We start from the raw sequence: 13,947 nt of genomic DNA, 5'->3' as shown, positions 1-13,947 counted from the left end.
CTGGCGATCGGGCATTTCCATTTTTGACTAGTGATAACCACGCGCGGTCATAAAATCCGTAATCGCTTTTTCTGCATCAACCAGTACCTTTTCCAGTGGCTGATTGGCGTCGATATCAACCAGTTGTGCACCACCAAAGGTTAACTGTGGCGTTATGGCTATCTTTCTTGCCAGCGATTCCCTTTTGTGGTCAGGCTTACGCGCGCAGGCCACATCTAGATCGACATTGAGTTTGATGACCAGATCAGGTTTATGGCTCGCCATCCAGTGAAACGCTTTACGTTCCTGGCTTGCCAGCCATGAGACAAAACGACCGCCTTCAACGTTAGGTGGGAACACTGTACCATCGTAAGCGCCAGGAATTTGGTCCTGAGGATAACGGTCGGTTAGAACAATTAACCCGCGACGACGACAGGCAAGCATATGACGAAAGCGCAGTAAGCGACGGGCGACAAACGCTGTAATTACCAGCGCCGGAACAGGGCCAGGCAATTTTTTTGCTGTTTTCACCTGATTTCGTTCAATTGTTTTATGTAAGGATTTTCCCATCAACGGTAATTTTGTCACTGCACGACCGACATTTCCGGCCTGTTTTCCTAAATGAACTCTTTCGGCTGCACCATATTTTTCGACAACGGTAATGAGATGTTCACACACCGTTGACTTGCCTGAACCATCGCTACCAATAACGGCAATTAATGGAGGTGTTATTGACTGCATGAATATATCCTTTAATTTAAATATCCATTAAAAATATTTATTTGGTTAATATGTTTTTATGAAAGCGTAATTCAGGTCAATGTCACAATTAACCATTGTCACAATAAGGTTGAACGGATATTCTGAGCACGGACCACGTAATATTCAATACATTATTTGCTGCCGGGTTTTTCGTGAATCAACGTAATATGTCAATAATTAATTCCACGCCAGTGCGTGTTATTGCCATTGTAGGATGTGATGGTTCAGGTAAATCGACCCTCACGGCAAGCCTGGTAAATGAACTGGCAGCAAGAATGCCAACAGAACACATTTATCTCGGGCAATCGTCCGGGCGAATTGGCGAATGGATTTCACAGCTCCCTGTTATTGGCGCACCTTTTGGGCGTTATTTGCGAAGTAAAGCGGCACATGTGCACGAAAAGCCCTTAACACCGCCTGGCAATATTACTGCGCTGGTTATCTATCTGCTTTCCTGCTGGCGGGCGTACAAGTTTCGCAAAATGTTGTGTAAAAGCCAGCAAGGCTATCTGCTCATCACCGACCGCTACCCGCAGGTTGAAGTGCCGGGTTTTCGCTTTGATGGCCCGCAATTGGCAAAAACCACGGGCGGTAACGGCTGGATAAAAATGTTAAGGCAGCGCGAGCTGAAGCTGTACCAATGGATGGCGTCTTATTTGCCCGTATTGTTGATTCGTCTTGGCATTGATGAACAAACCGCGTTTTCGCGTAAACCTGACCATCAACTGGCGGCGTTACAGGAAAAAATCGCCGTTACGCCGCAACTGACATTCAATGGCGCAAAGATCCTTGAACTGGATGGTCGGCAACCAGCCGATGAAATTATGCAAGCGTCACTACGCGCAATTCACGCCGCGCTTTCCTGATCACCAAAATGGATAGGGGATGATTTAACGAATGGATGCACTACAAACACAAACTGTTAATAGTACAACCGCGCCGCAGCCCAACTACATTCCGGGGCTGATTGCGGTGGTCGGGTGTGATGGCACCGGTAAATCCACGCTGACCACCGACCTGGTGAAATCGCTGCAACAACACTGGCAAACCGAGCGCCGCTATTTGGGGCTGCTCTCCGGCGAAGACGGCGACAAAATCAAACGATTGCCGTTGGTTGGCGTCTGGCTGGAACGGCGACTGGCGGCCAAATCCTCGAAAACCCAAAGCATGAAAACCAAATCTCCAGCGCTATGGGCGGCGGTGATTATGTACTGCTTCTCGCTGCGAAGAATGGCGAATCTACGCAAGGTTCAGCGACTGGCGCAAAGTGGCGTTCTGGTGGTCAGCGATCGCTTCCCGCAGGCTGAAATTTCGGGCTTTTATTATGACGGACCGGGGATTGGCGTCGAGCGCGCGACCGGGAAAATCAACCAATTTCTGGCGCAGCGCGAGCGACAGTTATACCAACAAATGGCGCAGTATCGTCCTGAATTAATCATTCGTTTGGGGATTGATATTGATACTGCCATCTCCCGCAAGCCTGACCATGACTATGCCGAGCTGCAGGACAAAATCGGCGTCATGTCGACGATTGGCTATAACGGCTCAAAAATTCTTGAGATTGATTCCAGAGCGCCCTACAGCGAAGTGCTGGAACAGGCACAGAAGGCGGTTTCTCTGGTTGCCATCGTTTCTGACCGCCGAAGTTTAACTTAAGGCTGGCGGGATACTTTTTACTATCAACGATAAGGTCAGGCTGAATTGGCGGGTTTTAACATCAAACATTGGTTTGCAGATGGCGCGTTTCGCACCATTATTCGCAATAGCGCCTGGTTAGGCTCCAGTAATGTCGTGAGCGCTTTGCTGGGTCTGTTGGCGCTCTCGTGTGCCGGTAAAGGGATGACGCCCGCCATGTTTGGCGTACTGGTGATTGTGCAATCGTACGCCAAGTCGATCAGCGATTTTATTAAGTTTCAGACATGGCAGTTGGTGGTGCAGTACGGAACGCCAGCCTTGACCAACAATAATCCGCAGCAATTTCGCAATGTCGTCTCATTTTCCTTCTCGTTGGATATCGTCAGCGGCGCGGTGGCGATTGTCGGCGGCATTGCCTTACTCCCTTTTCTTTCCCATTCATTAGGTCTGGATGACCAAAGCTTTTGGCTGGCAGCGCTGTATTGCACGCTCATTCCTTCAATGGCTTCCTCCACGCCGACCGGCATTCTGCGTGCGGTAGATCGCTTCGACTTAATTGCTGTACAGCAGGCGACGAAACCTTTTCTGCGCGCAGCGGGGAGCGTCGTTGCCTGGTATTTTGACTTTGGTTTTGCGGGTTTTGTTATTGCCTGGTACGCCTCGAATCTTGTTGGCGGCACCATGTACTGGTGGTTTGCCGCACGTGAATTACGCCGCAGAAATATCCATAACGCGTTCAAATTGAATCTGTTTGAGTCTGCCCGACACATCAAAGGCGCGTGGAGTTTTGTCTGGTCAACCAACATTGCCCATTCCATCTGGTCGGCGCGTAATTCGTGCAGCACAGTGTTGGTGGGGATCGTGTTAGGACCCGCTGCCGCCGGGTTATTTAAAATCGCCATGACATTCTTCGACGCCGCCGGAACGCCAGCGGGTTTACTGGGTAAAAGTTTTTACCCAGAGGTGATGCGTTTAGATCCGCGCACCACCAGACCGTGGTTGTTAGGCGTGAAGTCCGGTTTACTGGCGGGCGGAATCGGTATTCTGGTGGCGCTCGCGGTGTTGATCGTCGGCAAGCCGCTCATTTCGCTGGTGTTTGGCGTTAAGTATCTCGAAGCGTATGACCTGATTCAGGTGATGCTGGGCGCAATTGTGATCTCGATGCTGGGCTTCCCTCAGGAGTCATTGCTATTGATGGCGGGAAAACAGCGCGCTTTTCTCGTGGCGCAAACCATCGCCTCAATCGGCTACATCGTATTGCTGTTCATGTTCTGTCATCTGTTTGGCGTGCTGGGGGCTGCATTTGCTTACTTCGGTGGGCAATGTCTGGATGTGGTGTTCTCGCTAATTCCGACCTTAAAGGCATTTTTTCAGCGCCATTCCTTGCTTTATAACTCAGCCGGAGAGAAATCCTGATGATGAGAAAATATTTCCCGCTTGAGGCGAGCGAGCGTCTATTTGTTGCGATTGAAGAAGATGATGTTGTTGATGCACAGGTCAGTTTGCCGCCGACTATCGCACTAAGTTGTACCACCGAAATCATCCATGATAATTACGCGTTATGCCTGCAATTCTGGCTCAATGGCGTCAATCGCCAGGAGTTACTGCGTTTAATATGCAAACAGGCCAAAGGCGATGAGCTGACTGCTGATGAGCGCAAACAATTTAAATACATGCGAGCGCGCTACAAGCACCTGCGTTTTGCGCAACGGCTGTATTTAAAAAAGCATCAGGCCGGATTTTTATTCGGCAAAACGACCGTTTTTTTGGGGCGTTTTCAGGACGGCTTTCGTAACGGTAAGAAAAATATTGTGTCGTATTACGGCAACCTGTTACGGGTTTATTTAAGCTCTCCGGTCTGGTCGTTGGTGAACTATTCATTACGCCATAGCCAGTTAGAAAGCGTAAGCGGTTTTATTGCCTATCGGCAAAAGCAAATGCATACCCTGAAAGAGATAATTGCCAAATCGCGACTAACTGGCAGGGAATTTCATGATGTGCGAAAAATCATCAGCCAGCAGGTTTCTTATTACGACACCCTAAGATCGCTTGATCCTGAAAATAAAGAGGCGTTACAGATTTCCCGCTTCCTCGCCGCCATTAATGGCCTGATGGGGGATAAACACGACGACATGGTGGCGGATGATATGGAAAACCGCCAGTCGTATGATGCACCGATGGCGCTGGATAGCGATATTCGTCAGCGCTTAGAACTGCTGATTTCGCGTTTTCCGCTATAACCGGAGCAATGATGTCATCTCGTTTGATTATTGCGCTGGTTATCATGCTCTTAGCCCCGGGTGTGCAGGCGCACAATTTCGTCACTGGTAAAACGGTTACCCCTGTTTATATCCAGGAAGGCGGCGAGCTGCTTCTGAATAGCGAAGACGAAATTCACTACCAAAAGTGGAACAGCACACAGCTGGCGGGAAAAGTCCGCATTATTCAGTATATCGCCGGGCGTAAGTCGGCGAAGAAAAAGAACTCACTGTTAATTAAAGCGGTTGAAGCGGCAAACTTTCCGCAGGATCGTTTTCAGCCCACCACCATTGTGAACACTGATGATGCCATCTTTGGTACCGACTATTTTGTCGTTGGCAAAATCGAAAAAAATAAACGCCGCTATCCATGGGCGCAATTCGTTATTGACGGCAATGGACAGGGACGCGTTGCCTGGCACTTGCAGGAGCAGAGTTCAACCATTCTGGTGCTGAATAAAACCGGGCAAATTCAGTGGGCAAAGGACGGCAGTCTGACGCCGGAAGAGGTAGATCATGTCATTGCGCTGGCGCAGAAACTGATCAATGAATAAAAAATTCAAAGGATTGAGGGCGTTAGTGAGATGAAGCTGGTTGAACACTACATCATGCGTGGTACGCGCCGTCTGGTGCTGATTATCGTCGGTTTTCTGATCTTTATTTTCGCCAGCTACTCCGCACAGCGTTATCTGACCGAAGCGGCAAATGGGACATTAGCTCTTGATGTTGTGCTGGATATCGTTTTCTACAAGGTGCTGATTGCACTGGAGATGTTGTTACCTGTTGGACTGTATGTGTCAGTTGGCGTGACGCTAGGGCAGATGTATACCGACTCGGAAATTACCGCTATCTCTGCGGCGGGGGGCAGTCCGGGACGCTTGTACAAAGCCGTTCTTTATCTGGCGATACCGCTAAGTATTTTTGTCACCCTTCTGTCGATGTATGGTCGTCCGTGGGCTTATGCGCAGATTTATCAACTGGAGCAACAGTCACAGTCGGAGCTGGATGTTCGCCAGTTGCGGGCAAAGAAATTTAACACTAACGATAACGGACGAATGATCCTTTCGCAGACGGTTGATCAGGATAATAATCGCCTGACTGACGCGCTGATTTATACTTCTACTGCCAATCGAACCCGCATTTTCCGCGCCCGTTCGGTTGATGTGGTTGACCCATCACCTGAGAAACCGACCGTTATGTTGCATAACGGGACCGCCTATCTTCTCGATCATCAGGGGCGTGACGACAACGAACAGATCTACCGTAATCTGCAATTACATCTGAATCCGCTGGATCAAAGCCCTAACGTCAAACGCAAAGCAAAATCGGTCACGGAGCTGGCGCGCTCCGTCTTTCCAGCCGATCATGCCGAACTGCAATGGCGACAAAGCCGTGGCCTGACAGCGTTGTTGATGGCGCTGCTGGCCATTTCATTAAGTCGGGTAAAACCGCGGCAAGGGCGATTTTCAACGTTATTGCCACTGACGTTGCTGTTTGTTGCCATTTTTTATGGCGGCGACGTCTGCCGTACGCTGGTGGCTAACGGCGCGATTCCCCTCATTCCTGGTTTGTGGTTAGTACCCGGACTCATGCTAATGGGCCTGCTGATGCTGGTCGCACGCGACTTCTCTTTGCTGCAGAAATTTTCCCGATGAATGTTTTCAGTCGCTATTTAATCCGTCATCTCTTTCTCGGTTTTGCCGCCGCCGCAGGGCTATTGCTGCCGCTTTTTACTACCTTCAACCTGATTAACGAACTGGATGATGTCAGCCCGGGCGGTTATCGCTGGACTCAGGCGGTGCTGGTGGTGCTGATGACCTTACCGCGTACACTGGTCGAACTTTCGCCGTTTATCGCCTTATTGGGAGGGATTGTTGGCCTGGGGCAGTTATCGAAAAACAGTGAGCTTACCGCCATTCGCAGCACTGGGTTTTCTATCTTCCGTATTGCACTGGTGGCGCTGGTTGCCGGGATATTGTGGACTGTTTCGTTAGGCGCGATAGATGAGTGGGTGGCGTCGCCATTGCAGCAACAGGCGCTGCAAATCAAATCGACTGCCACCGCGTTGGGGGAGGACGATGACATTACCGGCAATATGCTTTGGGCCAGGCGCGGTAATGAATTTGTGACGGTGAAATCGCTGAACGAGCAGGGCCAGCCTGTGGGCGTGGAGATATTTCATTATCGCGACGATCTCTCGCTCGAATCCTACATTTTTGCACGCAGTGCCTCCATTGAAGACGACAAAACATGGATCCTGCATGGTGTGAATCATAAAAAATGGTTGAATGGCAAAGAAACGCTGGAAACATCAGATAATCTTGCCTGGCAATCGGCCTTCACCAGTATGAATCTTGAAGAGTTATCGATGCCGGGAAATACTTTTTCTGTCCGTCAACTTAATCATTACATCCATTATTTGCAGGAAACTGGGCAACCCAGCAGCGAATACCGCCTTGCACTGTGGGAAAAACTGGGACAACCCATCCTGACCCTGGCGATGATTTTGCTGGCTGTGCCGTTTACCTTTAGTGCCCCGCGTTCGCCAGGGATGGGTAGCCGTCTCGCTGTAGGCGTCATCGTTGGCTTACTCACCTGGATCAGCTATCAAATCATGGTCAATCTGGGGTTGCTATTTGCGTTGAGCGCACCTGTTACCGCGCTCGGTTTACCGGTAGCGTTTGTGCTGGTGGCGTTGAGCCTGGTGTATTGGTATGACAGACAACATTAAACCCGCCGTGGCGCAGCGCCACAGCGGGCTCACATTACTGCTTCAGAGTAGCGAACGCTTGAATGATGGCATCAATTTGCTCACGACTGTGGGCAGCGTTTACGCTACAGCGCAGCAGCGTGATGCCTGCAGGCGCGGCAGGTGGCAGGATAAGATTCACATAAACGCCCAGCGAAATAAGCTCGCGCCAGATGCGTAAACCGTCCTCTTTCGAACCGATTATTACTGGCACTACCGGGCTAATATGTGAACTTAACTCGTAACCCAGTTTTTGCAGACCGTCATACAGATGGTTGGCATTATCCATCAGCTTTTGCCGCAACTCTGGTTGTGTAGCAATGGTTCTTAACGACGAGCGCACGGTCGCAATGCAGGACGGAGAAGGAGAGGCGGTAAAAATATACGGGCGGCTGCCGTAGCGCAGCACTTCCATCGCTTCCGAACCGACAGCAAAACCGCCAATCGAGGCCAGACTTTTACTGAAAGTACCAACGATAATATCCACATCATCTTCAACGCCAACGGCTTCAGCCAGTCCGCGCCCCGTTGCGCCTAACACGCCAAACGAATGCGCTTCATCGACAATCAAATAACCACCGAGACGACGTTTGATATCAACAATTTCCGCCAGCGGCGCAACGTCACCGAGCATACTGTAGATGCCTTCAACGATGATAATCGCCTCTTTTGCCCGTTCACCGAGGCGAACCATGCGCCGTTCCAGATCTTTAGCATCGTTATGGCGGAAACGAATAATTTCCGCGCCACCGAGAGAACAGGCGTCATAAATACTGGCGTGGCTGTCGGCATCCAGTAACACCACGGCGTTATGGTCGGCAAGTGCGCTGATGACGCCTAAATTAGCGGTATAACCGGTTGAAAAAACGATAGCGGTAGGGCGATTAAAAAACTCGGCGATCTCTTTCTCTAACGCCAGATGCGGCGCATAACTGCCGTTTGCCATACGAGAACCGGTGGTGCCGGTGCCTTGGGCCGCTAACGCTGCCTGACCTTCGGCGATGGCATCATGATTGAAGGTTAATCCGAGATAATTATTGGTCCCGGCCAGAATCACTTTTTTATTGCCGATCCGGCCTTCGGTGGCGGAATACACTTCATCAATACAGGTACCAAACGGCGTTAACCCGTTGTCACTAAATTGCAGTCGCTCGCCAGCAAGACGCGCATATTTATCGTATAGCCCCATTATTTATTCTCCAGCCATGGAAGTAGTGTTTCCATTAATTGCGCAGGGGTTTTGACATCCAGCAGAATATTAATAGGAATGGAAATATCGAATCTGTCTTCCAGCATCATTAAGAGATCCATCACTTTGATCGACTCCAGGCCAAGATCGTTGACGAGATCGCTGTCGGGCTTAATTTCCACACCGTTTTCGACCAAATCCTGTAAACAGGAAAGGATGTAATCCATTACTATTTCACGATTTACCATAGAAACGTTAACACACCTTTAAACAAGACAATCAAAATAGCCCGTTGCGTAATGCGTGTTCCAGGCTAATCCCGGGAAACCAATTAATATCTTCAGAAATACGGTTATTACTTGCTGACCAGTCGGCGTGGGTTAATTCACGGATTTTCGAGCGGGTCAGCATAGGTTCTTTACCTGCCAGGCGACTCAACGTGGTACTGATATCCGCAAGGCAGGTGAGTACCGACAGAGGAATACCAACCATTCGAACGGAACCACAACGGGCGTCGGCGGCAAGCTGTCTTACGCGTTGCCAGTCATAGCCGCCGGCGACGCCATCGCATAATTCATAGGTTTGCGTCTGTACAGTTTCGGCGCTTAACCACTGCCCCACGGCTTGCGCGAAATCGGTGACGTGCAGGAAAGAGAGCTGTGTATCTGGCGCACCAAGTCGTGGCAGCAGGCCGCGCAGCATCCAGTCAAACAGCGGTTTTAACTCTTTATCGCCGGGACCATACACGGCTGTCGGGCGAAAAATGCCCAGCGTAATTTCGTCAGCCATTGCGGTCAGTCGTTGTTCGGCGACGTGTTTGGAGTTTGCATACCAGGAGAGTTCGGGATGACGCGCCGCCAGCGAAGAGATAAACAGAAAACGTTGGCAAAAGCCGCTCTCTTTTGCCGCTTGCATCAGGCGCAGGCTGCCGTCAACGTTACAGCGGGTAAAAATCTCTTCTTTGTGTCCGCGCACTTGTCCGGCGCAATGGACCACCGCGCTGGCTCCGGCAACCAGTTCGCTAAGCGAATGTGTATCTTCCAGCGAACCGCGCACCCAGATGAGATTATCATTGACGTGAGCGCGGGCAGTACGCGTCAATGCGCGAACGTGAAAGCCGCGGGCGAGCAGGTTATCGATAATATATTTACCGATAAACCCGGTAGCGCCCGTCACCGCGACAGTTTGATTCATGCCAGGGATTCCTGCACATGAAGGCTTGCAGCATAAGCCTTCTGATAACGTTTTTTCGCTTCCGCACGGGCAGGCTTGCCGGAGGACGTTCGGGGAATACTGTGGGGCGGCAACAGATCGATAGCCGCGGTCACGCCAAATTCGCTTTGGATCCGTGCTGCCAGCGCGTGGATAAGCTGCCCGCGACGTTCTTCATCGCTGATCCGACACTGGATCTGCAAAATGATTTTTTCCTGGGCGGTAACAAAAGCAATCGCATCGCCAGAATGAATTTCCGGTTCCTGTTCCGCAATATATTCAATATCCTGCGGCCAGATATTGCGGCCACGAATAATAATCAGATCTTTAATGCGTCCGGTGACATACAGATAACCGTCCAGCAGATAACCGAGGTCGCCGGTGTCTAACCAGCCCGTCGCGGCAATCTCGTCTTGTGAAATCTGGTCGCCAAAGTAACCGCTCATCAGGCTAGGGCCGGAGATGCAAATATGGCCTACCACACGTTCCGCGACAGGTATACCTGCTTCATTGCGGATTTCAATGCCATGTTCCGGCAACGCTTTACCGCAGTTGACGAAAGTCGATACGGCGCGTGTTTCAGCATCCGGCGCGACGGCTTTGCCCTGATATTCGAGGATGTCGCGATCCACTTCGTTAACCACAACCCCGGAAGCTTCATCAGAGAAGCTGACAGCCAGCGCATTTTCTGCCAGTCCGTAGCACGGCATGAACGTTTTATCGTCAAAGTTAACCTGACGAAAACATTCAGCGAATTGATGGAGTTGTTCTGCGGAGATCGGTTCTGCGCCAATACCAGCGACGCGCCAGCAGGAAAGATCCAGTTCAGCGAGATCTTTTTCATTCACGCGGCGCTGGCACAATTCATAGCCAAACGGCGGCGCAACGGAAACGGTGCCGCGATTTTTACTGATCAATTTAAGCCATTGCAGAGGACGCATGGCAAAATCCTGAGTGCGCAAATAATCTACTGAGAGCTGCGTGGCGACGGGGGTCAGGAGAAAGCCGACCAGTCCCATATCATGGTAGAAAGGCAGCCAGGAGACGCAGCGGTCGCCAGGGCGTAATTTAATGCCATCGTGGCTTATAGCACGTAGATTAGCCATCACTTCGCGATGGGTGATAATGACGCCACGGGGAAAACGGGTGCTGCCGGAGGTGTACTGGAGGTAGGCGATATCGTTCGGAACTGGGCGCTGGAGCACAACATCAGCTTCCGGTAATGCCTTATACCAGGCGTGGCTTAATACATGCAATTCGGGGTTGTTATGCGTGGCGGCATTGACCAGCGGCAACCACTCATCACCAGTGATAATGGCAGCGGGCTGGCAACTTGCCAGTAAACCCTGCAGTTTGGCGCTCCAGGAATCCCGCTGACCGACGCCCATTGGAATCGCCAACGGGACGGCGACTAAGCCGGCATACTGGCAGGAAAAAAAAGCCTCTACGAACCCGCTACTGGTTTCGGCAATCAGCGCCACGCGATCGCCTTTTTTCAGGTTTAGCGATAACAACCGCTTCGCACCAGCTTCGGCACGCGCTTTTAACGTCTGATATTCCAGTTGATCTTCAAGTTGGCAACGTCTGTCATAAAAATTCATTCCAGCGCTACTCAGAGCGGCGTAGTCCAAAGCATCAACCAGCGTTGGAAAATCGGCATAGCGCATAGGTAGGGAATGCGTAAAGATTTTATTAGACATATACACCACGAAAAAATTGGATATCCAAAATAAAATGACAATAATGCGGTGGATTATATAGGCATAAAAGATAAATGAGATAGTATTTTCATCAGTGTGAAAATGAACATTGATTTAAATAATGAGTTTGAGTTTTTTGTTTTTATTGTGAATGATATTTAATTTATGAATATATTAAGAAGAAGCCTTGTCCGGTCGCCTTAAATCGACAAAAGGCATTGTGGCGCTTCTGTGTAGTCTTTGACCTTATCGTAATCATTAATAAATACTATTTATTCGTCGTTTGTATTCATTGGGTTGATTATTAAGGTGCCATTCGTTGCTGTTGCAACCTGTTTGTCACCGTTAATTATTTGTTACCCACAGAACTATGGAATGCGATCTGCTGATGATTAAAATTGAAAAAGTAATTAATAAAAATGACCTTAAGGCATTTATCGCTTTTCCGTCATTACTTTATCCCGACGATCCAAACTGGATACCCCCTTTATTCATTGAACGCAACGAGCATTTGTCTGCGAAAAATCCGGGGACGGACCATATCATCTGGCAGGCGTGGGTGGCAAAAAAAGCGGGGCAGATAGTTGGGCGTATTACCGCGCAAATAGATACCTTGCACCGCGAGCGTTACGGCAAAGATACCGGTCATTTCGGCATGATTGACGCCATTGATGATCCGCAGGTTTTTGCCGCGTTGTTTGGCGCAGCGGAAGCGTGGTTGAAGTCACAAGGTGCAAGTAAGATCAGCGGTCCTTTCAGCCTGAATATCAATCAGGAAAGCGGATTACTGATTGAAGGTTTCGATACACCACCCTGTGCGATGATGCCGCACGGTAAACCGTGGTATGCCGCGCATATTGAACAATTGGGTTATCACAAAGGCATTGATTTACTGGCGTGGTGGATGCAGCGAACCGATCTCACTTTCTCTCCGGCGCTAAAAAAACTGATGGATCAGGTGCGCAAAAAGGTGACCATTCGCTGCATCAATCGCCAGCGGTTTGCCGAAGAGATGCAGATCCTGCGTGAGATTTTCAACTCTGGCTGGCAGCACAACTGGGGATTTGTGCCGTTTACCGAACATGAATTCGCGACCATGGGCGACCAACTTAAATATCTGGTGCCGGACGATATGATCTACATCGCTGAGATTGATTCTGCACCCTGCGCGTTTATTGTCGGCTTGCCGAACATCAACGAGGCGATTGCCGATCTGAACGGATCGCTCTTTCCCTTCGGCTGGGCAAAATTGCTGTGGCGTTTGAAAGTCAGCGGTGTGCGAACTGCGCGAGTGCCGCTGATGGGCGTGCGGGACGAGTATCAGTTCAGCCGCATCGGCCCGGTGATTGCGCTGTTATTGATTGAAGCCTTACGCGATCCGTTTGCCCGCCGGAAGATCGATGCGCTGGAGATGTCATGGATCCTCGAAACCAATACAGGCATGAATAACATGCTGGAACGCATTGGGGCGGAGCCGTACAAGCGTTACCGATTGTATGAAAAGCAGATTTAATACAGCTAACTCAGGTTCATCTCCAGCGGCACCGCCGAGCGAATCAAATGGTGGCCTTCCAGCTCGATATCGTGGAGATTCTTTTTCACGGTCCGCACATGATCGCGTGCTGCGCGCTGGGCGACGTGCGGCAGCCGCTGCAACACCGCGTTGTAGATCCGCGCATGCTGGCGATCGATCTGCTTTTTTTGCTGTGGTCGATGGTAGAGATTATTTACGCTGGCAAACACTGAATTAAACATCAGGTCGGTCAATGATTGCAGCGTAAACACCAGCACCTGATTGTGAGAAGCCTGACAAATGGCGAGATGGAAAGCGTGATCCAACTGCGCATGTTCGATCAGCGAAATCTCTTTGTTGTTCTCACTGGCGGCGAGCATTTTTTCATAACAGCGGGTTATCACAACAAAATCAGCCTGCGTTCCCAGCGTTGCCGCCAGCCTTGCCGATTCGCCCTCCAGCAATGCGCGAACGTCGAGCAGATCGTACAGCGTTCGCGGCTGCGTACTGAACAGATGGATCAGCGGGCTGGTGTCCTGCACCCGATTAAGCCGTGCGACACGAGAATCGCGACCCTGCGCCGTTTCAATAATCCCGCGCCCGCGCAGCACGGTCAGCCCTTCACGCAGTGCGGAGCGTGAGAAGCCGAGCTTTTCACACAGTCGACGTTCCGAGGGAAGCGGCTGACCGACCTTCAGTACGCCGTCGATAATTAACCGTTCGATACTCTCTGCAACCACTTCGCAAATAGGGCGACGTTCATCTTTCATTCCCGGACCTCGTGCACAGGTAGGACCAATTTTTCTGTTCTTGACTCGCAAAACACGCACATCACGTAAGTGATTATGTTACATCAATTTAACATTGAGTTAACCAAGACAAGGTCACAGAGCTGGAAAAAAAAATGGTCTGACCGGTAGCTAAAGAGATAGACGAAAACGAAAAGCCCG

The 13,947-nt window shown here is 50.3% G+C and carries 14 protein-coding genes; 8 read left to right on the top strand and 6 right to left on the bottom strand.

Features of this window, described 5'->3' with window-relative positions:
* Positions 1-27: 27 nt before the first annotated feature.
* Positions 28-720, bottom strand: a complete 693-nt coding sequence (locus ACJHYD_RS09705; RefSeq protein ID WP_001190772.1) for a dTMP kinase — start codon at positions 718-720, stop codon at positions 28-30.
* 173 nt (positions 721-893) lie between these two features.
* On the opposite strand from ACJHYD_RS09705, the gene ACJHYD_RS09700 reads away from it, so the two are divergent.
* From ACJHYD_RS09700 to lptG, 7 genes are read left to right on the top strand one after another with little or no spacing between them, the layout of a single operon-like run.
* Entirely contained in the window at positions 894-1,607 is a 714-nt protein-coding gene (locus ACJHYD_RS09700; protein WP_001076241.1) for a dTMP kinase, read from the top strand.
* Positions 1,608-1,638: 31 nt separating this feature from the next.
* Positions 1,639-2,397: an ATP-binding protein YghR gene (locus ACJHYD_RS09695; RefSeq protein ID WP_001590707.1), complete on the top strand. Its 759-nt coding sequence runs from the start codon at positions 1,639-1,641 to the stop codon at positions 2,395-2,397.
* A gap of 45 nt (positions 2,398-2,442) precedes the next feature.
* Entirely contained in the window at positions 2,443-3,792 is a 1,350-nt protein-coding gene (locus ACJHYD_RS09690) for a lipopolysaccharide biosynthesis protein (protein WP_000896871.1), read from the top strand.
* The gene (locus ACJHYD_RS09685) at positions 3,792-4,616 is read left to right on the top strand and encodes a hypothetical protein (RefSeq protein WP_000984992.1); all 825 of its coding nucleotides are present in this window, start codon (positions 3,792-3,794) and stop codon (positions 4,614-4,616) included. The genes ACJHYD_RS09690 and ACJHYD_RS09685 overlap by 1 nt, the downstream gene beginning before the upstream one ends.
* Positions 4,617-4,627: 11 nt before the next feature.
* A complete protein-coding gene (locus ACJHYD_RS09680; RefSeq protein WP_001596204.1) occupies positions 4,628-5,188 on the top strand; it encodes a YtfJ family protein in 561 nt (186 codons plus the stop codon).
* Positions 5,189-5,218: 30 nt separating this feature from the next.
* Complete coding sequence (lptF, locus tag ACJHYD_RS09675; protein WP_000779651.1) at positions 5,219-6,289, top strand: LPS export ABC transporter permease LptF; 1,071 nt, start codon at positions 5,219-5,221, stop codon at positions 6,287-6,289.
* Positions 6,286-7,365, top strand: coding sequence for an LPS export ABC transporter permease LptG (gene lptG, locus ACJHYD_RS09670; protein WP_001315007.1), 1,080 nt, complete (start codon positions 6,286-6,288; stop codon positions 7,363-7,365). Before lptF ends, lptG begins: the two co-directional genes overlap by 4 nt.
* Positions 7,366-7,399: 34 nt before the next feature.
* Here lptG and spt read toward each other — a convergent pair whose 3' ends face one another.
* The 4 genes from spt to ACJHYD_RS09650 are packed head-to-tail and all read right to left on the bottom strand — an operon-like array spanning position 7,400 to position 11,484.
* Positions 7,400-8,572 carry a serine palmitoyltransferase gene (gene spt, locus ACJHYD_RS09665; protein ID WP_000524940.1) on the bottom strand — a complete coding sequence of 391 codons (1,173 nt, stop codon included), beginning with the start codon at positions 8,570-8,572 and terminating at the stop codon, positions 7,400-7,402.
* Positions 8,572-8,820, bottom strand: coding sequence for an acyl carrier protein (locus ACJHYD_RS09660; RefSeq protein WP_000248097.1), 249 nt, complete (start codon positions 8,818-8,820; stop codon positions 8,572-8,574). The genes spt and ACJHYD_RS09660 overlap by 1 nt, the downstream gene beginning before the upstream one ends.
* Positions 8,821-8,851: 31 nt before the next feature.
* Positions 8,852-9,766, bottom strand: coding sequence for an NAD-dependent epimerase/dehydratase family protein (locus tag ACJHYD_RS09655; protein ID WP_001551645.1), 915 nt, complete (start codon positions 9,764-9,766; stop codon positions 8,852-8,854).
* Positions 9,763-11,484, bottom strand: a complete 1,722-nt coding sequence (locus ACJHYD_RS09650) for a fatty acyl-AMP ligase (protein ID WP_155104772.1) — start codon at positions 11,482-11,484, stop codon at positions 9,763-9,765. Before ACJHYD_RS09650 ends, ACJHYD_RS09655 begins: the two co-directional genes overlap by 4 nt.
* 370 nt (positions 11,485-11,854) lie before the next feature.
* Between ACJHYD_RS09650 and yghO the strand changes: the two genes are divergently transcribed.
* Positions 11,855-12,997 carry a protein YghO gene (yghO, locus tag ACJHYD_RS09645; protein WP_001551643.1) on the top strand — a complete coding sequence of 381 codons (1,143 nt, stop codon included), beginning with the start codon at positions 11,855-11,857 and terminating at the stop codon, positions 12,995-12,997.
* 5 nt (positions 12,998-13,002) lie between these two features.
* On the opposite strand, the gene glcC is transcribed toward yghO, so the two are convergent.
* Positions 13,003-13,767 carry a transcriptional regulator GlcC gene (gene glcC, locus ACJHYD_RS09640; protein WP_001297764.1) on the bottom strand — a complete coding sequence of 255 codons (765 nt, stop codon included), beginning with the start codon at positions 13,765-13,767 and terminating at the stop codon, positions 13,003-13,005.
* Positions 13,768-13,947 lie beyond the last annotated feature (180 nt).

The organism is Escherichia sp. WS1368 (genome assembly GCF_046487485.1).
GTDB lineage: Bacteria > Pseudomonadota > Gammaproteobacteria > Enterobacterales > Enterobacteriaceae > Escherichia > Escherichia coli.
Note: the sequence above shows the minus strand (reverse complement) of the source record. Positions and strands in the feature narration are given on the sequence as shown.